General features: G+C 67.8%; 26 protein-coding genes. 15 read left to right on the forward strand and 11 right to left on the reverse strand.

Annotated features, from left to right (window positions below):
- Positions 1–43: 43 nt before the first annotated feature.
- The 4 genes from V7Z82_RS11430 to V7Z82_RS11445 are packed head-to-tail and all read right to left on the reverse strand — an operon-like array spanning position 44 to position 4090.
- Complete coding sequence (locus V7Z82_RS11430; protein WP_334151599.1) at positions 44–1207, reverse strand: acyl-CoA dehydrogenase family protein; 1164 nt, start codon at positions 1205–1207, stop codon at positions 44–46.
- Positions 1204–1962, reverse strand: coding sequence for an alpha/beta fold hydrolase (locus V7Z82_RS11435; RefSeq protein ID WP_334151602.1), 759 nt, complete (start codon positions 1960–1962; stop codon positions 1204–1206). The genes V7Z82_RS11430 and V7Z82_RS11435 overlap by 4 nt, the downstream gene beginning before the upstream one ends.
- 47 nt (positions 1963–2009) lie before the next feature.
- On the reverse strand, positions 2010–2930 hold the full coding sequence (locus V7Z82_RS11440) for a sugar kinase (RefSeq protein WP_334151604.1): 921 nt from the start codon (positions 2928–2930) through the stop codon (positions 2010–2012).
- Entirely contained in the window at positions 2927–4090 is a 1164-nt protein-coding gene (locus V7Z82_RS11445; protein WP_442927617.1) for an MFS transporter, read from the reverse strand. The genes V7Z82_RS11440 and V7Z82_RS11445 overlap by 4 nt, the downstream gene beginning before the upstream one ends.
- Before the next feature lie 412 nt (positions 4091–4502).
- On the opposite strand from V7Z82_RS11445, the gene nrdH reads away from it, so the two are divergent.
- The 5 genes from nrdH (at position 4503) to V7Z82_RS11470 (ending at position 9281) form a co-directional block, all read left to right on the forward strand.
- A complete protein-coding gene (nrdH, locus tag V7Z82_RS11450; protein WP_045279611.1) occupies positions 4503–4736 on the forward strand; it encodes a glutaredoxin-like protein NrdH in 234 nt (77 codons plus the stop codon).
- Positions 4737–4745: 9 nt separating this feature from the next.
- The gene (nrdI, locus tag V7Z82_RS11455) at positions 4746–5195 is read left to right on the forward strand and encodes a class Ib ribonucleoside-diphosphate reductase assembly flavoprotein NrdI (protein WP_334151611.1); all 450 of its coding nucleotides are present in this window, start codon (positions 4746–4748) and stop codon (positions 5193–5195) included.
- Positions 5192–7336 carry a class 1b ribonucleoside-diphosphate reductase subunit alpha gene (gene nrdE / locus V7Z82_RS11460; RefSeq protein WP_334151615.1) on the forward strand — a complete coding sequence of 715 codons (2145 nt, stop codon included), beginning with the start codon at positions 5192–5194 and terminating at the stop codon, positions 7334–7336. The genes nrdI and nrdE overlap by 4 nt, the downstream gene beginning before the upstream one ends.
- A 49-nt stretch (positions 7337–7385) precedes the next feature.
- Positions 7386–8366 carry a class 1b ribonucleoside-diphosphate reductase subunit beta gene (nrdF, locus tag V7Z82_RS11465; protein WP_334151618.1) on the forward strand — a complete coding sequence of 327 codons (981 nt, stop codon included), beginning with the start codon at positions 7386–7388 and terminating at the stop codon, positions 8364–8366.
- Positions 8367–8444: 78 nt separating this feature from the next.
- Positions 8445–9281 carry a hypothetical protein gene (locus V7Z82_RS11470; protein WP_334151620.1) on the forward strand — a complete coding sequence of 279 codons (837 nt, stop codon included), beginning with the start codon at positions 8445–8447 and terminating at the stop codon, positions 9279–9281.
- 9 nt (positions 9282–9290) lie between these two features.
- Here V7Z82_RS11470 and V7Z82_RS11475 read toward each other — a convergent pair whose 3' ends face one another.
- Positions 9291–9902, reverse strand: coding sequence for a flavodoxin family protein (locus tag V7Z82_RS11475; RefSeq protein WP_334151623.1), 612 nt, complete (start codon positions 9900–9902; stop codon positions 9291–9293).
- A gap of 114 nt (positions 9903–10016) precedes the next feature.
- Here V7Z82_RS11475 and V7Z82_RS11480 point away from each other — a divergent pair, with 114 nt between their 5' ends.
- The 3 genes from V7Z82_RS11480 (at position 10017) to V7Z82_RS11490 (ending at position 11619) form a co-directional block, all read left to right on the forward strand.
- Entirely contained in the window at positions 10017–10220 is a 204-nt protein-coding gene (locus V7Z82_RS11480) for a hypothetical protein (RefSeq protein WP_045279658.1), read from the forward strand.
- Between the two features lie 83 nt (positions 10221–10303).
- Positions 10304–10498 (forward strand): hypothetical protein, encoded by a 195-nt coding sequence (locus V7Z82_RS11485; protein WP_334151630.1) that lies wholly within the window; start codon positions 10304–10306, stop codon positions 10496–10498.
- Positions 10499–10527: 29 nt separating this feature from the next.
- On the forward strand, positions 10528–11619 hold the full coding sequence (locus tag V7Z82_RS11490; RefSeq protein WP_334151633.1) for a fatty acid desaturase family protein: 1092 nt from the start codon (positions 10528–10530) through the stop codon (positions 11617–11619).
- Here V7Z82_RS11490 and V7Z82_RS11495 read toward each other — a convergent pair whose 3' ends face one another.
- The 3 genes from V7Z82_RS11495 to V7Z82_RS11505 are packed head-to-tail and all read right to left on the reverse strand — an operon-like array spanning position 11620 to position 13082.
- The gene (locus V7Z82_RS11495; RefSeq protein WP_334151635.1) at positions 11620–12222 is read right to left on the reverse strand and encodes a GNAT family N-acetyltransferase; all 603 of its coding nucleotides are present in this window, start codon (positions 12220–12222) and stop codon (positions 11620–11622) included. It abuts the gene before it with no gap.
- Between the two features lie 34 nt (positions 12223–12256).
- Positions 12257–12697 (reverse strand): ImmA/IrrE family metallo-endopeptidase, encoded by a 441-nt coding sequence (locus V7Z82_RS11500; RefSeq protein ID WP_334151638.1) that lies wholly within the window; start codon positions 12695–12697, stop codon positions 12257–12259.
- Between the two features lie 7 nt (positions 12698–12704).
- The gene (locus V7Z82_RS11505) at positions 12705–13082 is read right to left on the reverse strand and encodes a helix-turn-helix transcriptional regulator (protein ID WP_334151641.1); all 378 of its coding nucleotides are present in this window, start codon (positions 13080–13082) and stop codon (positions 12705–12707) included.
- A gap of 94 nt (positions 13083–13176) precedes the next feature.
- Here V7Z82_RS11505 and V7Z82_RS11510 point away from each other — a divergent pair, with 94 nt between their 5' ends.
- The 4 genes from V7Z82_RS11510 to V7Z82_RS11525 all read left to right on the forward strand — a co-directional run bounded on the left by V7Z82_RS11510 (position 13177) and on the right by V7Z82_RS11525 (position 15790).
- Entirely contained in the window at positions 13177–13404 is a 228-nt protein-coding gene (locus V7Z82_RS11510) for a helix-turn-helix domain-containing protein (protein ID WP_334151643.1), read from the forward strand.
- A gap of 33 nt (positions 13405–13437) precedes the next feature.
- On the forward strand, positions 13438–14367 hold the full coding sequence (locus V7Z82_RS11515) for an aldo/keto reductase (RefSeq protein ID WP_334151646.1): 930 nt from the start codon (positions 13438–13440) through the stop codon (positions 14365–14367).
- Between the two features lie 62 nt (positions 14368–14429).
- Positions 14430–14807, forward strand: a complete 378-nt coding sequence (locus V7Z82_RS11520) for a PLDc N-terminal domain-containing protein (RefSeq protein WP_334151649.1) — start codon at positions 14430–14432, stop codon at positions 14805–14807.
- The gene (locus V7Z82_RS11525) at positions 14804–15790 is read left to right on the forward strand and encodes an epimerase (protein ID WP_334151651.1); all 987 of its coding nucleotides are present in this window, start codon (positions 14804–14806) and stop codon (positions 15788–15790) included. Before V7Z82_RS11520 ends, V7Z82_RS11525 begins: the two co-directional genes overlap by 4 nt.
- A gap of 15 nt (positions 15791–15805) precedes the next feature.
- On the opposite strand, the gene V7Z82_RS11530 is transcribed toward V7Z82_RS11525, so the two are convergent.
- Positions 15806–16423, reverse strand: a complete 618-nt coding sequence (locus V7Z82_RS11530) for a TetR/AcrR family transcriptional regulator (RefSeq protein WP_334151653.1) — start codon at positions 16421–16423, stop codon at positions 15806–15808.
- 105 nt (positions 16424–16528) lie between these two features.
- Between V7Z82_RS11530 and V7Z82_RS11535 the strand changes: the two genes are divergently transcribed.
- Both V7Z82_RS11535 and V7Z82_RS11540 read left to right on the forward strand, forming a co-directional pair.
- Positions 16529–17335, forward strand: coding sequence for a sugar phosphate isomerase/epimerase family protein (locus tag V7Z82_RS11535; protein ID WP_334151656.1), 807 nt, complete (start codon positions 16529–16531; stop codon positions 17333–17335).
- Positions 17335–18489 (forward strand): Gfo/Idh/MocA family protein, encoded by a 1155-nt coding sequence (locus V7Z82_RS11540; protein ID WP_334151659.1) that lies wholly within the window; start codon positions 17335–17337, stop codon positions 18487–18489. The genes V7Z82_RS11535 and V7Z82_RS11540 overlap by 1 nt, the downstream gene beginning before the upstream one ends.
- A gap of 82 nt (positions 18490–18571) precedes the next feature.
- Here the strand turns inward: V7Z82_RS11540 and V7Z82_RS11545 are convergent, their stop codons facing one another.
- Together V7Z82_RS11545 and V7Z82_RS11550 are read right to left on the reverse strand one after the other, a co-directional pair.
- Positions 18572–19543, reverse strand: a complete 972-nt coding sequence (locus tag V7Z82_RS11545; protein WP_334151661.1) for an NYN domain-containing protein — start codon at positions 19541–19543, stop codon at positions 18572–18574.
- Positions 19536–20543 carry a Gfo/Idh/MocA family protein gene (locus V7Z82_RS11550; RefSeq protein ID WP_334151664.1) on the reverse strand — a complete coding sequence of 336 codons (1008 nt, stop codon included), beginning with the start codon at positions 20541–20543 and terminating at the stop codon, positions 19536–19538. The genes V7Z82_RS11545 and V7Z82_RS11550 overlap by 8 nt, the downstream gene beginning before the upstream one ends.
- Before the next feature lie 105 nt (positions 20544–20648).
- Between V7Z82_RS11550 and V7Z82_RS11555 the strand changes: the two genes are divergently transcribed.
- Positions 20649–22073: an LLM class flavin-dependent oxidoreductase gene (locus tag V7Z82_RS11555; RefSeq protein ID WP_334151665.1), complete on the forward strand. Its 1425-nt coding sequence runs from the start codon at positions 20649–20651 to the stop codon at positions 22071–22073.
- The last annotated feature ends 72 nt before the right edge of the window (positions 22074–22145 follow it).

Consider the following 22145-nt stretch of genomic DNA (forward strand, 5'->3'; position numbering starts at 1 on the left):
GCTTTGCGTTCCCTGTGCCTTCCGGAATCGTCAGGATGTGCGGTCAGGAATCCAATGGGCCGAGCCAGGTGCTCGCCGCGGTGGCGTGGGCCGATTCGGGGTCGGACGGGTGGAAGGCTCCCGCGAGCACATCGCGGTACAGGCGGGAGAGTTCGTTCGAGGAGAAGTACGATCCGCCGCCGGCGACGAGGATCGCCTGATCGACCACGTGCTTGGCCATCGTGGTCGCCCGGTGCTTGACCCCCGACAGCTGGGTGAACCATCTGGCGCCGTGATCGACGCGCTCATCGACGTCGCGGGCGAGGGAGGCGATCTGCGGCGGCAGGGCGTCGTAGGCGAGTGCCATGTCGGCGATCCGCCAGCGGATGTCGGGATCCTGGCTGTACGTCGCGCCGGTCTTCTTGGAACGTCGCGTGGCTGCGGTCTGCACCGCCAGGTCGAGGGCTCGCCGGGCGATGCCCGTGTACACCGAGGCGAGCAGGATCTCGAAGACGCTGAAGATGCCGAACACGATCGGATCCGGATTCGGACCCGGATCGATGCGACGGACCACGTGCTCCGGTGCGGCCTGCGCGCCCGCGAGCCTCGTCGTCCGGCTCTGGGTGCCCCGCATGCCGAGTGTGTCCCAGTCGTCGGAGGTCGTCACGGCATCCGTGCGCTCCACGAAGGCGAACACCAGCTTCGGCGCATCCTCGCTCGTGGTGTCGAGGCCGTGCAGGCCGAGGCGGGTCCACACCGGGGCGAGCGACGTGAAGATCTTGGTCCCGGTGAACGCGTACCCGCCGTCCGGGAGCGGCACGGCATCCGTGTCGCTGCCGAAGAGCACGAGGTCGTTGCCGCCCTCGCTGATCCCGAAGGCGAACACCTCACCGGCGACGGCGCCGTCCTGCACGAACTCCAGCCCGCGCACGCCGCGATCGGAGAACACCTTGGCGACGCCGGTCCACACCAGATGCATGTTGATCGCGAGGGCGGTCGCCGGGGCCGCCGTCGCGAGGCGCTGCTGCAGGATCGCCGCCTCGGCGAGCCCGAGTCCTGCGCCGCCCCGTTCGGTCGGCACGAGGATCGACAGGTACCCGGCAGCGCGCAGTTCGTCGAGGTCGTGCTGCGGGAAGGTGTTCTCGCGGTCGTGGATCGGCGCCCGTTCGCGGATCCGCTCGAGCAGGTCGTCCGGCAGGAACGCCGCAGGATCGAAGACGCCGCTCACGACAGGACTCCCAGAAGCTGCCGGATGGATTCCTCCGGCTTGTCGCGGTGCAGGGAATGGCCCGCTCCTTCGACGACCGACATCGTGATGCCGGGGTTCGAGGCGAGCACCTCGTCGGCGAGCCCGCCGGTGAAGATGCTGTACACCGCCGGGTCCGCGGCGATCACATGCGTCGGAACGGTCAACGTCTTCGCCTCCGCACGCACATCCCACGGCTGGTTCTGCACGCTGGTCTGCTCGACGGCCCAGGCGCTGGCGCGGAGCACGGCATCCACCTTCAGCTCCTGGTCCTGCGGGTGCCAGTGCGGATGCTCCTGCTGCACGACCTCGAGGCGGGTGTCGGCGAAGGCGCGCTCCTGGCTCTTCCGCACGACGTTCGCGTCGTGGCCGGAGACGTGGATCGCCGGGTCGATGAGCACGAGCCTGCGGGTCCAGTCTGGGTCGGATGCCGCGGCGACGACACTCGATCCGCCGCCGAGGGAGTGCCCGATCACGGCATCCCAGCTGCCGCCGCCGTCCGGACGGGTCGACACGAGGTCGGCCCCGTAGGCGGCGAGCGAGTAGTCGAGTGCGCGCGGAGCGTCGCCGTGTCCCCGGAGGTCGATCGCGACGGCGTGCCAGCCGGCGCTCGCGAGGGCGTCGCCGAGACGCCACATCAGTGCGCCGGAGGACCCGAGTCCGTGGACCAGGAGGGCGCGCCGTGAGGCCGTGGGGTCGCCCCAGGCGAGGCGGGGCAGCGAGAGCGGTGCAGGCATGCTCTCAGCCTACGACCGTGCCCTGACGCGCGGACGATGGAGGCGGTTCAGGCGACCGGTTCGAGCGGCGGCAGATCGGCGGCGATCGTCAGCACGCGCTCGGCGGCGGCGTGTCCGGCGGAGAGGCAGTCGGCCAGGCCCGCTCCGTCGAGCGTCGCGGCGAGGAACCCGGAGGCGAAGGCGTCCCCGGCGCCGACCGGCTCGACGACGTCGACCACGGGTGCCGGCACGAAGATCGGCTCCGCGTCGCCGTCGTAGGCGGTGGCGCCGATGTCGCCGTCCTTCACGACCAGCAGCGCGCAGTGGGGCAGGAAGGCGCGGATCTCGGCAGGCGTGGCGGTTCCCCAGATCCGCTCGGCCTCGTCGCGTCCGACGAAGGCGATGTCGGCGGCATCCGCCAGGCGGGCCAGTGTCTCCGCAGCGTCCGTCATGCTCCACAGCGCACGTCGATCGTTGACGTCGAACGAGACGAGCGCGCCGGCGGCCCGTGCATCCGCGTACAGCCGGTCGACCATCTCACGGCAGGACGGCGAGAGCGCCGGTGTGATGCCGGTCGTGTGCACGATGCGCACGCCGTCGAGTCGCTCGGGAGAGAGGAAGCCGGGCTCCATGCGGGATGCGGCCGAGCCGCGGCGGTAGTAGTAGACGGAGGATGCTTCGACGCCGGGATCCTTGAACATCACGCCGGTCGGCGCGTCCGTGTCGCGCTCGACCCACAGGTCGACGTCGCGGCGCTCGAGCTCCGAGGCGATGCGCTCGCCGAGGGGGTCGTCGCCGAGGCGGGACGCCCACACCACGCGGTGCCCGGTGGCGGCGACCCCGGCGGCCACGTTGGACTCCGCCCCCGCGAGCCCGACCGTCGCCGCCGTTGCCTCCGCGAGGCCGGAGCCGCTCGGCGTGATCAGGGCCATGGTCTCGCCGACGCAGACGATCTCAGGGGCCGACGTCAGGGGAGGGAGGGGGTTCATGAGGGGGTGACCGCCAGTGGTTCGGTGTCGGGACGGGGACTCGCGTCGCGGTGACGCAGGTCGGGGAAGGAGCGGACGAACACGATCGAGACCACGAGTCCTGCCGCCGCGAACAGTGTCGCAGCGAGGTAGGCGCCGCGCCAATCGCCGGCGTCGACGAGGAACCCGGCGACGGCGGATCCGGCTGCGGCGCCGATCAGCTGACCGGTGCCGGCCCAGCCGAAGGCCTCAGCGGTCTCGCTGAACTTCACGCTCGCCGAGGTGATCGCGAACAGCACCGCGAGGGCCGGCGCGATGCCGATGCCCGCGAGGATCAGCGTGCCGCCGAGCCAGAAGACGTTGAGCATCACCATCGTGAGGGCGAGGCCCACCGTGACGATGAGCAGGCGGCGAGCCATCGCCCACGGTCCGATCGGGATGTGCCCGAACGTGAGACCGCCCGCCAGGCTGCCCACCGCGAACACGGCCAGTACGACGCCGGCGGTGAGGCTGCCGTGCTCGAAGGTCGACACCACGCCGACCTCGACGGCCGAGCAGGCGCCGATCAGCAGGAAGCCGATCACGGTCGCCAGCATCACCGGGGGCTTGAGGACGACCTTCCCGAAGGCGTTGCGGCTGCGCGGGATGCGCACGCGGCCGACCTCGGGGGACAGGATGAACCATGCGCCACCGCCGACGAGGATGATCGCGACGAGGATGAGCCCTTCGCTTGTTCCGACCTGCGTGGAGACGAGGGTGATCACCACCGGGGCGAGGACCCAGATGATCTCCTGCAGCGAGGCGTCGAGGGAGAACAGGGGAGTGAGCTGGCTGGAGTTCACGAGCTTCGGGTAGATGGTCCGAACAGCCGCCTGGATCGGCGGGGTCGAGAGCCCCGCCACCATCCCGAGCACCATGTAGCCCGGCAGATTCAGCGGCAGCAGCGCGAGGCCGAGGACGGCGAGCACGCAGACCGCGAGGGTGAGGGTGAGCACGCGGCGCATCCCCCAGTTGCCCATCCATCGGCTCGTGACGGGACCGGCGACGGCTTGTCCGACACTCGTCGCGGCGAGCACGAGACCGGCGGAGCCGTACGAGCCGGTCTGCTGCTCGACGTGCAGCAGGATCGCCAAGGACGACATCCCGTTGGGGAAGCGCGCGGTCAGCTGCGCCGCGATCATGCGCGCCACTCCGGGCGTGCGAAGAAGGTCCCGATATCCCGCCACCTCACAACGGTACCGGCAGGGTGCGACGGACGCCGAAGCGGGGGTGTTCCCGACACGCCGACGACACGCCGAAGAGCAGTTTCCACAGGAATCCGAATGTCCGAGCTCGGCCGTACGCTGCCCCCTGTGGATGGATCGCTCACAGGTGTCTCCCAGCCGCGATTTCTCGCGGTTCGAGACCCCTCCGAGGGGGCTTCGCCCTGTGGAAGAAACGGTGGAGAACCTGTGTTGTATCTGGGGAGAGCGGTGGAAAACTACACGGATGTAACTACTAGCCCTTGTGGTCACACCCAATGTCCGTACCTATATGTAGTATTGAAGTCCCGGCGGAGGACTGCCGGGAAACCATGAGATTTGAGGGGATCAGATGTCGATCACGGTCTACACGAAGCCGTCCTGCGTCCAGTGCAACGCGACCTACCGCGCGCTCGACGCCAAGGGCATCGAGTACGAGATCCACGACCTGTCGGAGGACCCGACGGCCCTGGAGCAGGTCAAGGCGCTCGGCTACATGCAGGCGCCGGTCGTCGTCACCGACGAGGACCACTGGTCGGGCTTCCGTCCCGACAAGATCAACGAGCTCGCGACCCGTCTCGCCTGAGCCCAGACCATGAGCGCCGTCGCGACTGCAGCGCCGCTCCTGGTCTACTTCTCGAGCGTCTCGGGCAACACCGCCCGATTCGTCGAGAAGCTCGACCTCCCGGCACGACGCATTCCGCTTCAGCGCACCGACGGAGACCTCGTCATCGACGAGCCGTTCGTGCTGATCACTCCCACCTATGGTGGGGGCGAGGGGCGAGGCGTCGAACGAGGCGCGGTTCCCAAGCAGGTGATCCGATTCCTCAACGACGAGCGCAATCGGCGCCACATCCGCGGGGTCATCTCCGCGGGAAACACGAATTTCGGCGACTCCTTCTGTCTCGCCGGTGACATCATCAGCCGCAAGTGTGAGGTGCCCCACTTGTATCGGCTCGAAATCTTCGGCACACAGGACGATGTGGATCGCGTGAGCGACGGATTGGAGCGACGGTGGGTAGCGCAGTTGAAGAGCAGGCAGTGACCGAGCAGGTGGCCTTCAAGATCAACCCCGGGTACGAGGGCCTCGACTATCACGCGCTGAACGCGATGCTGAATCTGTACGACGCGAACGGCAAGATCCAGTTCGACGCGGACAAGCGCGCGGCGCGGGAGTACTTCCTGCAGCACGTGAACCAGAACACGGTGTTCTTCCACTCGCTCAAGGAGCGCCTGGACTACCTCGTGGAGAAGGAGTACTACGAGGGCGCCGTCATCGAGAAGTACTCGATGGAGTTCATCCAGAAGCTCAACGACCTCGCCTACGGCAAGAAGTTCCGCTTCGAGACCTTCCTCGGCGCGTTCAAGTACTACACGAGCTACACGCTGAAGACCTTCGATGGCAAGCGCTACCTCGAGCGCTTCGAGGATCGCGTCGTGATGACCGCCCTCGGCCTCGCCGACGGCGACGAGAAGCTCGCGGTCGCCCTGGTCGAGGAGATCATCTCCGGCCGCTTCCAGCCGGCGACGCCGACCTTCCTCAATGCGGGCAAGGCGCAGCGCGGCGAGCTCGTCAGCTGCTTCCTGCTGCGCATCGAAGACAACATGGAGTCGATCGCCCGCGGCATCAACTCCGCGCTGCAGCTCTCCAAGCGCGGTGGCGGCGTCGCGCTGCTGCTGTCGAACATCCGCGAGTCGGGTGCACCGATCAAGCAGATCGAGAACCAGTCCTCCGGCATCATCCCCGTGATGAAGCTCCTCGAAGACAGCTTCAGCTACGCGAACCAGCTCGGTGCCCGTCAGGGCGCAGGCGCCGTGTACCTCAACGCGCACCACCCCGACATCATGCGCTTCCTCGACACCAAGCGTGAGAACGCCGACGAGAAGATCCGCATCAAGACGCTGTCGCTGGGTGTCGTCGTCCCTGACATCACGTTCGAGCTCGCGAAGAACGACGAGGACATGTACCTGTTCTCGCCGTACGACGTCGAGAAGGTCTACGGGGTTCCCTTCGGCGACATCTCGGTCACCGAGAAGTACCGCGAGATGGTCGACAACCCTCGGATCAAGAAGACGAAGATCAACGCGCGCGAGTTCTTCCAGACCGTCGCCGAGATCCAGTTCGAGTCCGGCTACCCGTACGTCATGTTCGAGGACACGGTCAACAAGGCCAACCCGATCAAGGGTCGGATCAACATGTCCAACCTCTGCAGCGAGATCCTGCAGGTGAACACGCCGACGACGTACAACGACGACCTGTCGTACGACAACATCGGCAAGGACATCTCCTGCAACCTGGGCTCGATGAACATCGCGCTGTCGATGGATGCCGATGACCTCGGCCAGACGGTCGAGACGGCGATCCGGGCGCTCACCGCGGTGAGCGACCAGAGCCACATCGGCTCGGTCCGCTCGATCGAGGACGGCAACGACCGCTCGCACGCGATCGGCCTCGGGCAGATGAACCTGCACGGGTACCTCGCTCGCGAGCACGTCTACTACGGCTCCGAAGAGGGCATCGACTTCACGAACATCTACTTCTACACGGTGCTGTTCCACGCGCTGCGTGCGTCGAACAACCTCGCGATCGAGCGCGGCACGACCTTCGACGGCTTCGAGGACTCCACGTACGCGAGTGGTGCGTTCTTCGACAAGTACATCGAGCGTGCCTGGGTTCCGGAGACCGAGAAGGTCAAGGAGCTCTTCGCCGGCAAGCACATCCCGACGCAGGACGACTGGTCCGAGCTGAAGGCTTCCATCCAGAAGCACGGCATCTACAACCAGAACCTGCAGGCGGTGCCGCCGACCGGCTCGATCTCGTACATCAACAACTCGACGTCATCGATCCACCCGATCGCGTCGAAGATCGAGATCCGCAAGGAAGGCAAGCTCGGTCGCGTCTACTACCCGGCTGCGTTCATGACGAACGACAACCTGGAGTACTACCAGGACGCGTACGAGATCGGCTACGAGAAGGTCATCGACACCTACGCGGCTGCCACGCAGCACGTCGACCAGGGACTGTCGCTGACGCTGTTCTTCAAGGACACCGCCACCACGCGTGACATCAACAAGGCGCAGATCTACGCATGGCGCAAGGGCATCAAGACGATCTACTACATCCGTCTGCGTCAGATGGCGCTCGAGGGAACCGACATGGCCGAGTGCGTCTCGTGCATGCTCTGACCCGCACTTCGACAAGCTCAGTGACCCAGTACTCAGAAACGGCGCACCGATGACCCCTCCCGAATCCCTCAAGCTGATCGACCACGTGCAGGCGATCAACTGGAACCGCATCCAGGACGAGAAAGACGTCGAGGTGTGGAACCGCCTCGTCAACAACTTCTGGCTGCCCGAGAAGATCCCGCTGTCCAATGACATCCAGTCGTGGAACACCCTGACCGCTGACGAGCAGCTGCTCACCATGCGCGTCTTCACGGGGCTCACGCTGCTCGACACCGTGCAGGCCACGGTCGGCGCGGTGTCGCTGATCCCCGATGCGATCACCCCGCACGAGGAGGCCGTCTACACGAACATCGCCTTCATGGAGTCGGTGCACGCCAAGAGCTACTCCTCGATCTTCTCGACGCTCGCGTCGACGAAGGAGATCGATGAGGCGTTCCGGTGGTCGGTCGAGAATCCGAACCTTCAGAAGAAGGCTCAGATCGTCATGGACTTCTACCGCGGCGACAACCCGCTCAAGCGCAAGGTCGCCTCGACCCTGCTGGAGAGCTTTCTGTTCTACTCGGGCTTCTACCTGCCGATGCACTGGTCGAGCCGGGCGAAGCTCACGAACACCGCAGACCTGATCCGCCTCATCATCCGTGACGAGGCCGTGCATGGGTACTACATCGGGTACAAGTTCCAGAAGGGCCTCGAGAAGGTCACGCAGGCCGAGCGCGATGAGCTGAAGGACTACACGTTCTCGCTGCTCTACGAGCTCTACGACAACGAGGTGCAGTACACGCAGGACCTCTACGACGGCGTCGGTCTGACCGAGGACGTCAAGAAGTTCCTGCACTACAACGCCAACAAGGCGCTGATGAACCTCGGCTACGAGGCGATGTTCCCGTCGTCGGTCACGAACGTGAACCCTGCGATCCTCTCTGCGCTCTCGCCGAACGCCGACGAGAACCACGACTTCTTCTCGGGGTCGGGTTCGTCGTACGTCATCGGCAAGGCCGAGGCAACGGAAGACGACGACTGGGACTTCTGAGTCTCCGCTCGCACAACGACACCCCTCGCCGGATCCGTCCGCCGAGGGGTGTCGTGCGTTCGCTCTAGGATTGCTGCGATGACCGAGGCGACCACCGACGCGACCGTGCGTGCGACGGTAGGACGGAAGCTGGTCCGCAACCCGCTGGTCTGGGGTGCACTGCTCCTCGCTGCCGCACTCGTCGCGACGCTCGCGGGCGACGACCTGAGCTTCTTCCCGTTCCTGCTGATGCTGGTCGGCGGGTGGTGCTTCGGGTTCGCATTCGTCAACGCGACGCTTCGCATGACGCCGTCCCGCACCGGTGCGTTCCTGCACGCGGCTGTCGCCATCCTGCTCGGTGCCGCGATCGCGTTCGTGATCGAGTTCGGCGAGGACCTGCTCGCCCCGTTCCCGGGCCAGGTCCGCGCCGTCGCCGTCGTGCTGCAACTCGCCGCGATCCCGGCCGCGGGCTGGATCTGGCTCGGTCTGCTCAGCCGCGTCACCGATGCGCTCACCAGGCGTGAGGCGAAGCGACGGCCGACACCGGTGACGCCCGAGTGGGAGCGAGAGGAGCACGCGGACGGATCGCGCGTGCGCTTCCCCGGTATCCCGCTGCGGATGCGCGTGCTCACCGGCGCGATCATCGCGATCGTCGTCGTCTTCGGCCTCGGCGGCACCCTGCTCGTGATCGCGTTCGACGACATCGTGCTTCGTCTGAGCGCTCGCCTGGTGATCATCCTCGTCGGCATCCTGATCGCGCTGCCGGCGTATCTGGTGTTCACCGCGGTGCTGCGGCGCAGCACGGCGGCGTGCACGGTCGCCTTCGGCAACGAGCTCCCGGTGCTCCCTCGCCGGGTGTTCCGCCGGTTGGAGCTGGCCGGGATGACGCTTCAGCGTTCACGTCGCGCCGACGTCGTCGCCTTCCAGCGCGCCTGAACGTTCCGCTCACGCCGCCGGGTATGCCCGCTCCTGCAGCAGTCCCGCGAGGTGGGCGGCGTTCAGGGCCGCGGTGGCCGTGGCGGAGGCCACCTTCTCGGGTGTCTCGTCGAGGTCCTTGTAGTCGACGGTCTGCATGGCTTCGCCGTTCCAGTACACCGAGCCCTGCGCGGGGATCGTGTATCCGATGTCGTTGAGCGACTGGAACAGGATCGCCGCGATGTGGTGAGCGCCGTCCTCATTGCCGACCACCGCCGCGATCGCGACCTTGTCGAACAGGTGCGGGCGCCCGTCGGCATCCGTCTCGCTCAGCTCTGCGTCAAGACGCTCGAGCACACGCTGGGCGATGCTGGAGTGCTGGCCCATCCAGGTCGGCGTGGCGAACACGAGGATGTCGGCGGCGAGGACTTTCGCGCGCAGCGCGGGCCATTCGTCATCGCCGCCCATGTCGGCCTCGACACCGGGGCTGATCACGCTGTCGGCGGCGCGGACGAGCTCTCCGGCCACGCCGTGCTCGGCGAGTGCGTCGAGGACCTGGGTGGCGAGCAGATCGGTGCTCGAGTCCGCGGGGGAGGCCTTCAGGGTGCAGGAGATGGCGAGTGCCTTCAGCGAAGTGGTCATGCACTGACAGAACCACCGACCAGCCGTGCTGGACAGGGGGTTTCCTCCCGCGGTCGTCTGCGCTACTCGCGTCGGCGGGTACGCTAGGAGACGGCCGCAACGACAGGAGACCCCGTGATCCTCAGCTTCATCTTCTTCATGATCCTCTTCCTCGGAGGCATCTACCTCATGGGTCTCGCGCAGTCGCTCGAGGACTTCCAGGCGATCGTCTTCACCGGCGGTCTGCTGATCACGATGCTCTCGCTCGCCTTCATGATGCGTCAGGGAGGCACGGCCACCCGCCGGTCGAACAACTGGTCGGGCAACGCCACGGACTGACGGTCACCGCGCGTTGCGATTGCGCCGCGCGCACCGGATCCCCAAACTGTGAGGCGCACAGTTTGGGGGCGTAACGTCGGTTCATGAACGCACAATTGAAGATCGCGGGGCAGAGCTCCGACCTGGAACGTGCGAACGCCCATCCGGATGCACTCCGCGCGGGCCCCGAAGCCGACTCCGTTGAATCGGCACCCGCCATGTCACATCCCTCTTCGGTCGCCTTCGACGACGAGTCCCGGATCGAGGACTGGGTGGAAGAGGGCGGCGCCTCCCGCTGAGCGGGCGACCCGCCGGAGAAGAGGTCATCATGGGTGACATCCGCTCGACCGTCCGCTCTCGACCAGGTGATGCGCGTCATCGCTCGTCGAGCACCTTCACCGAGCTCGCGCAGCAGATCCGTGATCGAGGACTGCTCCGACGACGATACGGCTATTACTGGTCGAAACTCGTCGCAGCTCCGCTCATCCTCGCCGCCTGCCTGATCGCCTTCGTCTGGATCGGCGACACCTGGTGGCAGCTGTTCACTGCGGCTGTCCTCGCGATCCTGTTCACGCAGATCGCCTTCCTCGGCCACGATGCGGCGCACCGGCAGATCTTCGTCTCCGGGCGCTGGAACGACTGGATCAGCATCATCCTCGGAGACCTGCTGGTCGGGATGAGCTACGGGTGGTGGCAGCACAAGCACACGCGTCACCACGCGAACCCGAACAAGCTGGCGGCGGACCCCGACATCGAGCTTCCCGTGATCGCCGTCACGGCCGAGACCGCGATGAAGCACCGCGGTCCGGTGCTCGCCTGGCTGCGGGGGCATCAGGGACTGCTGTTCTTCCCGATCCTGTTCCTCGAGGGGATCTCGCTGCACGCATCGAGCGTCCGGCGGGTGCTCGCCCGCGGTCGTCTGGAACGGCGCTGGGTCGAGATCGTGTTCCTGAGCGTGCGGATGATCGGCTACCTGGTGCTGGTCTTCCTGGTGCTCTCGCCCGGCATCGCCTTCGTGTTCCTCGCGGTCCAGCTCGGCCTGTTCGGGTTCTACATGGGCGTCGCGTTCGCACCGAACCACAAGGGGATGCCGGTCGTCCCGCGCGACATGACAGTGGACTTCCTCCGTCGCCAGGTGCTGATGAGTCGTGACATCCGCGGTGGCAGGGCCATCGACGTGGCGATGGGCGGCTTGAACTACCAGATCGAGCATCACCTGTTTCCCTCGATGCCTCGCCCGCATCTCCGGCGGGCCGCGCCGATCATCGCCGCCTACTGTCGTGAGCAGGACGTGCGCTATACGCAGACCGGCCTGTTCGCCTCGTATGCGATCGTCGTCCGGTACATCAACAGGGTCGGGTTGGGGGAACGAGATGTGTTCAGCTGCCCGCTGGTCGAGCAGCGGAGCGCGATCGGTTGATCAGCGCCGCTTCGCGAGTCGCGCTTCGAGGTTGGCCTGCACTGCCGGCCACTCCGGCTCGATGATCGAGAACTCGACACTGTCGCGCAGGGCACCGTTGCGGTAGCGCGACATCGCGCGCATCACGCCGTCCTGCTTCGCGCCCAGGCGCTCGATGGCGGCCCTCGACTGGAAGTTCACCCACTGCGTGGTGAGGCCGACCCGGAACACGCCGAGCGTCTCGAAGGCGTGGCGGAGCAGCAGCAGCTTCGACTCGGCGTTCGTGCCGGTGCCGTGCGCCGACGGTCGGTTCCAGGTGTAGCCGATGTGCAGGCGGGGGACGGAATCATCGATGTCGTAGTACGTTGTCATCCCGATTGCGCGCCCGGCCGCATCGAAGGCGGTGAACGGCACCATCTCGCCTTTCTCGCGCAGTGCGATCCGTCGATCGATCTCAGCGGCGACGCCGTCCGGAGCGGGCACCGAGGTGTACCAGGCGGTCTGCCACAGGTCGCCCTCTTCGACCGCTTCCACGAGCGCATCATGGTGGGCGCGCTCCAGTGGGCGGAGCTCGACGAGCGCTCCGGTCAGCGTGACGGCGGCGGGTGCGACGAGGAAGGCCATGGGCCTATTCAACCAGCGCGCAACGCGCTCGCGCTCACGCCGCGGCGAAGCGTTGCGACCACTGGTGTGCACCCATCCTGGGGTCGAGGTAGGTGGTGTCGCCGATACGCTGCAGGAGCTCCTGGAAGGCGATCACGAGTTCGATGGTCACGCCGAGTTCGAACGCCAGGCTGGCACGATGGGTGCCGCGCAGCGCCTCGGCCGCTGCATATGCTGCGGGGGTGATCAGGAGCCGGGCGGCCCACGCGTCCGCCTGTCGCTCCTGGCGGCGACGGAGCGAGGCGTGCGTCGTCACCGTGTGGCCGAGTACCGCGTGTCCGAGCTCGTGTGCGAGCACGCTGCGCATGGTGCGCGCGCTCATGCCGGGGTCGAGTCGGATGCTGCGCGATGCGTGATCGTATCCACCGAGGGTCCGGCCGGGCCGCTCGATCAGTCGGAGTCCCTGCTCGTCGACGAGTCGGAGGAGGTCGTCCATGCTTTCCCTACTGGTAGAGATCGTCGGTGTCGCCCTCATGCCCGAGCGCCGAGTCGAAGGCGACTTCTGGGACATCTTCACCGAGGCCGCCGACATTCGTGCGGCGACGGAACGGTGTGAGCACACCGGCTGCCGTGCCGCTGTCGGCCCGGAGTCGCTCTTCGGCTCGCGCGAACACGATGTGGGGCTCGACGTGCAGTGCGGCGCACACCGAGTACACGGTCGGGACGGGGATCGCGCGTTTGCCGGTGACGTAGTTGTCGAGCGCGCTCCGGGCGATCCCGATCTCGCGCGACATGGCGGCGATGCTGCTCCCCGCAGCCGCGATCTCCGCACGCAGCTGGCGCCCGACTGCGGCGTTGAACTCCTCGGCAGGTGTCTTCACGCGAGTCACGATAGCACCGGTATGCATCCAATATGCTGTCATATCGCTTCGGGCGGCCGTTGTGCGAACCCACTCGGGGCGATAGTGTCGTCGGGTGACGACAGATGCGAGACAGGTGGTGGCATCTGCGGTGATCTCGCAGTTGACGACCGCGGAACGCTCGATCGACTGGCTCGCCGATGAGATGCGGATGAGCCGGTCGATGTTGCGGCGGAAGCTGTCCGGAGATGCTGACCTCACCGTCACCGACCTGGCCGAGGTCGCTGCAGCGCTCGGCATCTCGCCGACCGTCCTCGTGCCGCCCGGCCGCCCGTCGTCCTGAGGACGCACTCGGCGGCGGAGTATCGTGGCCGACATGAAGACTGTTCCGTTCGGGTCCACCGTCGCGCCCTCCGTCATCGCCGGGATGATGCGCATCGACGACAAAGACGATGCACACATCCGCGAGCTGTACCGCGCTGCGCGTGACGCGGGCATCGACTTCTTCGACCACGCCGACATCTACGGCGGCAGCATGCATCACTGCGAGTCGCGATTCGCCGACGCGCTGCAGCTGAGTGCTGCCGAGCGCGACGAGATCGTGCTGCAGACCAAGTGCGGCATCGTGCCGGCACAGGGCATGTTCGATTTCTCCTACGAGCACATCGTGACCCAGGTCGAAGGCTCGCTCCGCGCGCTGCGCACCGACCGACTCGACGTGCTCCTGCTGCACCGCCCCGACGCGCTCGTCGAGCCGGAGGACGTGGCCAGGGCCTTCGACGAGCTGGAGGCCGCCGGCAAGGTGCGCGCCTTCGGCGTCTCGAACCACACGCCGCGGCAGATCGATCTGCTCCGCACGGCGGTGAAGCAGCCGCTGATCGCGAACCAGCTGCAGCTGTCGATCACGCACGCGCCGATCATCGCGCAGCCGATCGCGATGAACATGGCCGGCGAGGACCAGGCTGTCGTGCGCGATGGCGGGGGCATCGTCGAGTACTGCCGGATCAACGGCATCACGGTGCAGGCCTGGTCGCCGTTCCAGGGCGGATTCTTCACCGGCGTGTTCCTGGGGAACCCCGAGTACGCCGAGCTGAATGCCGTGATCGATCGGCTCGCCGCCGCCTACGACGTCACGCCCATCGCGATCGCCACGGCATGGATCACCCGTCACCCCGCCAACATGCAGGTCGTGCTCGGCACCACCACACCGCAGCGTGTGCAGGATGCCGCGGCCGGCGCCGACATCGAGCTGACTCGCGCGGAGTGGTACGAGCTGTTCCGTGCGGCGGGTCATCTGCTCCCATAGTCGGTCGCGTTCTCGCGCGCCATCCCCGGGCGCGATCACGCGGCGTCGTCTACCCTGAGACCATGCCGTTCCTGTTCTCGATCCTCGTCATCGCGCTGATGATCGGTGCGCTGATCGACATCATCACGCGCGACGATTCCCAGGTGAAGCACCTGCCGAAGATGGTGTGGATCATCGTCGTGATCCTGCTGCCGCTCATCGGCGGGCTGCTGTGGTTCGGTCTCGGGAGGGACTACGGCGAGGGTGGCATCCCGATCCCTCGGATGCGTCGGGCGGAGCGCACGTCGCCCTCCGCCGTCGATCTGCGCCCGGCGCCGCCCGTCGACACCAGGACGACCGAACAGCAGATCGCCGACCTCGACCGCGAGATCGAGGAGTGGCGTCTGCGGCAGGAGCTCGAGAAGCGCAAGCCCGAGACCGACGAGCAGGACCAGGCATGACCGCGGCGAAGCGCGCGGTGCTCGGCGGAGGCTCAGGGTTCCTCGGCACGGCGCTGCGGCGCGCGCTCGAGGCGGACGGCTATCAGGTCAGCGTGATCGGCCGGGCGGGGCTTGATGCGCGCTGGGACGACCCCGACGCGATCCTCCGACTCGTCGACGGCGCCGATCTGCTGATCGGACTGGCCGGCAAGCCCATCGACGTCCGCTTCACGGATGCCAATCGCGAGGAGTTCCTCCGATCACGGCTGGACACCACACGTGCCCTGCATGATGCGGTGGAGCGGTCCGCGAACCCGCCGGCGGTCTGGATGAACGCCAGCAGCGCCACGGTCTATCGCTACGCGCTGGATCGTCCGCAGACCGAGGACGACACGGACTACGACACCGGGTTCTCTCCGGACGTCGCCCTCGCCTGGGAGGACGAGTTCCTCACGGGCGAGTTGCCCGGCACCAGGCGCGTCGCGCTGCGCATCACGATCGTCATCGGCGACGGTGCGGCGACAGCGCTGTTCTTCACGCTCGCGCGCTTCGGCCTCGGCGGGCCGCAGTTCGACGGCTGGTGGTTCCGGCACAACCGCTACCGCGGGATCGGGCCGCACCCGACGGAACCTGAGCATCCGCTCGGACACCGCTCGCACGGGCACCAGCGGTTCAGCTGGATCCACGTCGACGACTTCGTCGGTGCGGTGCGGTTCATCCGCGACGATCCGACGATCGAGGGCGTGGTCAACCTCTCGGCGCCGACCCAGACCGACAACCGCGGCCTGATGGCGACGCTGCGCCGGGTCGTGGGGATGCCGTTCGGTCTTTCCTCCTGGCGCTTCATGTTGGAGCCGGCGATGTGGGTGCTGCGCAAGGAGCCGGAGCTGGTGCTGAAGAGCCGCTGGGTCGCGCCCAAGGTGCTGACGGATGCCGGGTACGAGTTCACGTATCCCGAGCTGGAGCCTGCGCTCCGGGACGCCTGGGAGCAGCGGAAGCGCTGATCGCCGGGCCGCGCCTCACGCCGAGGGGCGGGATGGCGCAGGGCGGAGCAGGCGGTCGAGGAGCGCGAGCGCCTCGTGCTGCGGCGCGGTGTCGTCGAGCAGCCACTGCGTCTGCAGGCCGTCGGATGCCGCCACGATGAGGGCGGCGACCGCCTGAGGGTCGAGGTCGTCGCGGATCCGCCCCCTGGACTGCTGCTCACGGACGGACTCCGCGATGTTCTCGCGGATCGTGGCGAAGCGGATCGTGGCGAACTCCCTGGCGACCGGGTGCCCCTCTTCGAGCGCCGAGGCGACGAGTGTCGAGTAGAGCTGGACGAGCCCCGGGACCTCGCGGTTCGTCCGAGCGGATGCGATCATCCGCTCCACCGGCGTCGCGTCGTGGAGTTCGGTGTCCGGGCGAAGGTCCGGCCGGTTGCTCTCGTCGTAGACCGCGACGAGGAGTGCTTCGAGCGATCCGAAGTAGTGGCTCAGCGCCGCGTGCGTGACGCCGACCTCGCGGGCGATCGCTCGGAGGCTGGTGCGGTCCGCGCCGCGTTCGGCGAAGACCTCGATCGCACGGTCGAGAATCTCCTGTCGGCGGGCGACCCCCTTGGCGTAGGCGCCGCGCTGGCGTGATGCGTCTTCCTCGGGCATGAGCTGAGTCTAGCCAATGAAAACTTCCATGTGGAGGTATTGGGTGCTAGCGTGCTTCCGACGGGTGAACCGCCCGCACGTCACCGACGACCGAAGGAGAGACCAGTGACGATCCAGACTTCCATCCAACTGTTCACGATCAAGGACGAGCTGGAGGCCGACCTCGAAGGCTCGCTCGCTGCCGTCGCCGCCCGCGGATTCACCGCGGTCGAGCCCTACGACTTCGTCCGCCGTGCGGCGCCGATGGCGGATGCGCTCGCCGCGGCAGGTCTCACGGCACCGTCCGGGCACGCCTTCCTCGCGTCAGAGTCGTTCGTGAATCCCGACGGCAGCGGCACCACGCTGCCCGTCCCGTCGCCCGCTGAGGTCTTCGCCGCCGCGAAGGTGCTCGGCATGGACACCGTGATCGATCCCTACACGGAACCGGCTCGCTGGGAGTCCGTCGCACAGATCGAGGAGACGGCTCGGCTCCTGAACGCCGCAGCCGAGATCGGGGCCGGCGTCGGCATCCGCGTCGGATACCACAACCATGCCCACGAGCTGGAAGCCGTGTTCGACGGCGTCACCGGTCTCGAGGTGCTCGCAGGGCTTCTCGACGAGCGCGTCGTGCTGGAGGTCGACCTGTACTGGGTCGCCCGCGGCGGGGTCGACCCTGTGGCGCTGCTCCAGCGTCTCGGCAACCGCGTGATCGCGGTGCACGCCAAGGACGGCACGCTCGACCCTGCGCTCGTGAACGCCTATCCGCCAGCCGACCAGGTGCCTGCCGGCGAGGGCACAGTGCCGCTCGTCGAGGCGATCGCCGCAGCGCCTGCGCTCGAGCTCGCGATCGTCGAGTTCGACCACTATGAGGGCGACCTCTTCGATGCGATCGAACGCAGCCGCGTGTACCTCGACGAGAAGGTGGCCGGCTGATGGCGGTCGCCGCATCCTCGGCCGGCGCAGGCCCCGTCGGCGTCGGCATCATCGGGGCGGGGAACATCAGCGACCAGTACCTCACGAATCTGACGACCTTCCCCGATGTGCGCGTGCTCGCCGTCGGAGATGTGATCGAGGAGCGCGCCCGCGCGCAGGCCGACAAGTACGGGGTGCCGCGTGCCGGCGGCGTCGAGGTCGTGCTCGACGATCCGGAGATCGACATCGTCGTGAACCTCACGATCCCGGCCGTGCACGTCGAGGTCTCGGAGGCGATCGTCGCCGCAGGCAAGCACGTCTGGACCGAGAAGCCGATCGGCGTGAGCCGCGAGGAGTCCCGCCGACTGCTGGAGAGGGCGGATGCCGCCGGCCTCCGCGTGGGCGTCGCGCCGGACACCGTGCTCGGACCCGGCGTGCAGACGGCCAAGCGTGCGATCGCGCGTGGTGACATCGGCCGTCCGCTCTTCGCACAGACGACGTTCCAGTGGTCAGGGCCGGAGATCTTCCACCCGAACCCTGCATTCCTGTACGCCAAGGGCGCAGGTCCGCTGCTCGACATGGGGCCGTACTACGTCTCAGCGCTCGTGCACGTGTTCGGTCCAGTCGCCTCGGTGGCGGCCCTCGGGCTGCAGGGCACGCCGACGCGTCGAGTGCAGGTCGGCGAGCTCGCCGGTCAGGAGTTCCCCGTCGAGATCCCGTCGACGCTGAGCGTGCTGATGGACTTCGAGCAGGGTGGGCAGGCGCAGAGCGTGTACAGCACCGACTCGCCCGTCATCCGGCAGGGGATCGTCGAGATCACCGGCACCGAGGGGACGATCGTGATTCCCGACCCGAACACCTTCGGCGGCGCGATCACGATCACCCGTCCGCTTCGTCGGCTGTTCGTGCCGCCGGAGCCGGTCGAGCAGGAGGTCGTCGACGTGGCGCAGGAGGGCGTGCTCTCCGGCCGCGGCGTCGGTCTGCTCGACATGGCGCGTTCGATCGCGGCTGGACGCCCGCACGTGGCGACCGGCGAGTTCGGCTTCCACGTGCTCGACACGCTGCTCTCGATCGAGGAGGCGGCGGAATCTCGCAGCTTCGTCACGGTCGAGAGCACACTCGATCAGGTCGGCGCGATCGACGCCGCCTTCGATCCGTTCGAACGCACGCTCTGACGGCAGTCGATGCGGCGGTGAGGGCGGTCAGCCGTTCTCACCGCCACCGTCGGGATCCGGTGATCAGTGCGGGAGCCGGGACTCAGCGCTCGCGCAGGCGCACCAGCCGCTCGTGCCCGGTCTCCTCGAGCTCGGTGATGTCGTCGCGCGACTTCAGGAAGTCGGAGAACGAGCGGTAGCCGAGGGCCTTCTCGCTGAACGACGGGTCCATGCGGCGCATATGCGTCTTCACGGCTGAGCTGTGCAGCCACTCGTCGGCATCCGCCTTGTCGTGGCCGAGCCGCAGCGCGCGCTCCAGGAGCTGCGTCGCCTCGCCCTGCTCGTCGAGCTTCACCTCGGCCGGCTCCTCGACCTTCGCGGGGCTCTTGGCCCTCCGGGTCTTCGGGGCAGCCTTGGCCTTGACGGTCGTGTCTGCTGCGCCGGCCGCCTCGACGGGTTCGGCCGTGCTCGCCGGGGTCTCGACGACAGGCACCACCGGCTTGCTCGGTCGCACCACGCCGGTCAGCGAGTCGTAGGCCTCGAACTCGTCGCAGGCCGCGGCGAGCGACTTCGCGGTCGAGCCGGCCACGCCGACACCGATCACATAGCGTCCGAGCCGCTTGCAGCGCTGCGCGAGCGGCACGTAGTCGCTGTCGCCGGCCACGATCACGACGTGCGTGAGGTCGGGCAGGCGGAACATGTCCTCCACGGCGTCCACGGCGAGACGGATGTCGGCGCCGTTCTTGGCATATGCCGCCGCCGGGAAGAGCTGCACCAAGTCGACCGCGCGGGCGACCAGCTGCGAGCGGTACTCGGCGTTGACCGGCGACGACCAGTCCGCGTACGCGCGGGTGAGCACCAGGGTGCCGAAGGAGGCGGCGTAGTCGATGATCGCGCCGACCTCGATCATGGCCCGGCTGAGCCGATCGACGACATCGGGGTCGTTCGGGTTCTCGGCGATCCGCTGGCGGTCCTTGCCGTAGGCGTTGCGCCCGTGCACCCGGTCGTACCAGGAGATGACGATGTTGTCGAAGTCGAGGTAGACGGCGACGCGCGCGTCGGTGGTCTCAGCCACGGTCGGCCTCCTCGCTCGGGTAGCTGACACCGATCTGGCGGCGGATCTCGTCGAGCGTGCCCATGATGGCCACGGTCTCGGCGATGGGGAGCAGGTCGCCTGCGAGGTTTCCCTCACGCACCAGGCGCTCGGCGGCGAGCGCCTCGAACTGCATGCCTCGCCCGCCGTTCTCGGGATCGAGGCGTCCGTCGAACTCCTCGAGCACGGTGCCGTCCGGCGCCACGACGCGGAAGGTGGTGGGGGAGTACCAGACGCCGTCGATGTCGATGCGCGCCTTCGTGCCGAGGATCAGGGCCGTGTTCGGGCCTGCTGCACGCGAGGAGGACAGGCTGGTCGAGACCGCGCCGCCCTCGTGCGTCATGACGGTGGCGACCTCGGCATCCGCCCCGGTCTCGATCAGCCGCGCGACGCTGTGGATGCCGGTGGGCGCACCGAGGATGTCCCAGATGAACGAGATCGGGTAGATGCCGAGATCGAGCAGCGCACCGCCGCCGAGCTCGAGGGCGTTCAGCCGGTGGGCAGGATCGGAGGGCAGCAGCTGCGTGTGGTCGACCGTGACGGCGCGGATGTCGCCGAGCGTGCCGTCGGCGATGATCTCGCGGACGCGGAGCATGTGCGGGAGATATCGGGTCCACATGGCCTCGGTGACCAGCAGACCGCGCTCGGCAGCGAGCTGCTGCAGGTCCTCGGCCTCGGCGCGGTTGAGCGTGAACGCCTTCTCGACCAGCACGTGCTTGCCGTGCTCGAGTGCGAGGCGAGTGTTCGCGTGGTGCATCGGATGCGGCGTGGAGACATAGATGATGTCGACGTCGGGGTCGGCGACGAGGGCCTCATAGGACGAGTGCGCGCGCGGGATGTCGAAGCGTGCGGCGAACGCGTCGGCCGACTCCTGCGAGCGTGATCCCACCGCGACCAGATCGAGTCCTGCGGTGCGCAGATCGGATGCGAACGAGCCGGCGATGCCGCCGGTTGCGAGGATTCCCCAACGAAGACCAGTCATCGTCTCAGCGTAGAGGGTATGGCGGGTGTGACGGACTGTTGCACCGTGTGACCTCCGGCATCGGCGGCGTGGTCGGCCTCCTCGTGGCCCTTCTACCGTGGCGGCATGACCGAACCTCTCATCATCGGCGCCATGGTGCGCACGCTCGGTGCCTACCCGTCCGGCTGGCGCCAGGAGGGCGCACATCGAGACCCAGCGGGTGACGCCGAGATCCTGCGTCGTGTCGCGCAGGCGGGTGAGGATGCCGATCTCGACTACCTGTTCTTCGGGGACTGGCTGGCCACCGGGCCCGACCTGGAGTTCCGCGATCCCTATCTGCTCGCCCGGATCGACCCCGTGAGCGCCGTGCTGTTCCTCGCCGGCATCACCTCCCGCATCGGACTCATCGCGACCGTCAACGCGACCTACGCCGACCCCTATACGACCGCGAGGTCGCTGGCCTCCCTCGACGTGCTCACCCACGGTCGGGCCGGGATCAATCTCGTCACCGGCGCAGAGCCCCGTGCCGCAGGGAACCACGGCCGCGATGCGCATGCCGACAACGTGAGCCGCTACGACCGCGCGGAGGAGTTCGTCACCGCGCTGCGCCGGCTGTGGGATTCGTGGAGCGAGGACGCCTGGATCGCGGATGCCGCGCGCGGCGTGCTCATCGATCCGGATGGCCTCCGCGCAGCCGACCTTCGGGGCGCGCACCTCAGCGTCACCGGACCGTTGAACGTGGCTCGACCGCCGCAGGGGCAGATCCCGATCGTGCACGCAGGCACCTCGCCGCGCTCCCGCGCGCTCGCAGCGACCGAGGCCGATCTCGCCCTGATCGCGGCGCCGGTGCTCGTCGATGCGATCGAGGTGCGCAGGACACTCCGCGGGCTCGCTGCAGATGCCGGTCGCGACCCCGATGGTCTCAAGGTGATCGCCCCGGTCCTACCGGTCGTCGCTGACACCGATGCCGATGCGCACCGCATCGTCGAACGACTGCTGGCGCTGGTCCCGCTCGCCGAGGGGCACCAATCCGCTCGGACGGCGTTCCCCGCCAATCGCACGGTGGCGGCGCTGGCCGATGCGCTGGCGGTCGACCCGGACGATGCGCTCAGGCACGCGGCCTTCGACAGCCCGGTGACCGAGGCGGAGCACGAAGGCTCGGCGGCGGAGGCGCCGCACTCATCGAGCGCGTGGCCCGCATCGCCGGACTCGGGATCGCGGATCGTGCGGGATCGCGGCATCCGCTCACCTGGCGGCATCTCGTCGCAGCGCACGCCGTTCCCGCCGCGTTCGTGGTCAGCGATGCGTCGACCATCGCCGACCACTTCGAGACCTGGCGCGATCAGGGCGCCGCAGACGGGTTCAATGTGCTCTCGGCATTCCAGCCAGCGCAGTTCGAGGCGTTCACGGCGCTCGCCGTCCCGGAGCTCCGTCGCCGCGGCCTGCTCGGACGTGACGGCTCGACGCTCCGCGAGCGGCTCGGCGTCGCCGCGACCGCCGCGGAACCCGCGCTCTCGACCACCTGACCAGACGTCTCGTGACGCCGCATGACGTGCGGCGTCGGACCGTGACATCGCCTTCGCGGCGTCCGTTCCGTCGTCTCTAGCGTGACAACCACACCGC

Source organism: Microbacterium sp., assembly GCF_036823965.1.
Classification (GTDB): domain Bacteria; phylum Actinomycetota; class Actinomycetes; order Actinomycetales; family Microbacteriaceae; genus Microbacterium.

Bases quoted from the DNA above. Each gene is read 5' to 3' on its own strand.
- V7Z82_RS11475 (WP_334151623.1), bottom strand. From the start codon at position 9,902: ATGACCACTTCGCTGAAGGCACTCGCCATCTCCTGCACCCTGAAGGCC.
- V7Z82_RS11470 (WP_334151620.1), top strand. From the start codon at position 8,445: ATGACCGAGGCGACCACCGACGCGACCGTGCGTGCGACGGTAGGACGG.
- V7Z82_RS11525 (WP_334151651.1), top strand. From the start codon at position 14,804: ATGACCGCGGCGAAGCGCGCGGTGCTCGGCGGAGGCTCAGGGTTCCTC.
- V7Z82_RS11515 (WP_334151646.1), top strand. From the start codon at position 13,438: ATGAAGACTGTTCCGTTCGGGTCCACCGTCGCGCCCTCCGTCATCGCC.
- V7Z82_RS11520 (WP_334151649.1), top strand. From the start codon at position 14,430: ATGCCGTTCCTGTTCTCGATCCTCGTCATCGCGCTGATGATCGGTGCG.
- V7Z82_RS11495 (WP_334151635.1), bottom strand. From the start codon at position 12,222: ATGGCCTTCCTCGTCGCACCCGCCGCCGTCACGCTGACCGGAGCGCTC.
- V7Z82_RS11530 (WP_334151653.1), bottom strand. From the start codon at position 16,423: ATGCCCGAGGAAGACGCATCACGCCAGCGCGGCGCCTACGCCAAGGGG.
- V7Z82_RS11485 (WP_334151630.1), top strand. From the start codon at position 10,304: ATGAACGCACAATTGAAGATCGCGGGGCAGAGCTCCGACCTGGAACGT.
- V7Z82_RS11500 (WP_334151638.1), bottom strand. From the start codon at position 12,697: ATGGACGACCTCCTCCGACTCGTCGACGAGCAGGGACTCCGACTGATC.
- V7Z82_RS11440 (WP_334151604.1), bottom strand. From the start codon at position 2,930: ATGAACCCCCTCCCTCCCCTGACGTCGGCCCCTGAGATCGTCTGCGTC.
- nrdI (WP_334151611.1), top strand. From the start codon at position 4,746: ATGAGCGCCGTCGCGACTGCAGCGCCGCTCCTGGTCTACTTCTCGAGC.
- V7Z82_RS11490 (WP_334151633.1), top strand. From the start codon at position 10,528: ATGGGTGACATCCGCTCGACCGTCCGCTCTCGACCAGGTGATGCGCGT.
- nrdF (WP_334151618.1), top strand. From the start codon at position 7,386: ATGACCCCTCCCGAATCCCTCAAGCTGATCGACCACGTGCAGGCGATC.
- V7Z82_RS11435 (WP_334151602.1), bottom strand. From the start codon at position 1,962: ATGCCTGCACCGCTCTCGCTGCCCCGCCTCGCCTGGGGCGACCCCACG.
- nrdH (WP_045279611.1), top strand. From the start codon at position 4,503: ATGTCGATCACGGTCTACACGAAGCCGTCCTGCGTCCAGTGCAACGCG.
- V7Z82_RS11550 (WP_334151664.1), bottom strand. From the start codon at position 20,543: ATGACTGGTCTTCGTTGGGGAATCCTCGCAACCGGCGGCATCGCCGGC.
- V7Z82_RS11555 (WP_334151665.1), top strand. From the start codon at position 20,649: ATGACCGAACCTCTCATCATCGGCGCCATGGTGCGCACGCTCGGTGCC.
- V7Z82_RS11445 (WP_442927617.1), bottom strand. From the start codon at position 4,090: ATGATCGCGGCGCAGCTGACCGCGCGCTTCCCCAACGGGATGTCGTCC.
- V7Z82_RS11540 (WP_334151659.1), top strand. From the start codon at position 17,335: ATGGCGGTCGCCGCATCCTCGGCCGGCGCAGGCCCCGTCGGCGTCGGC.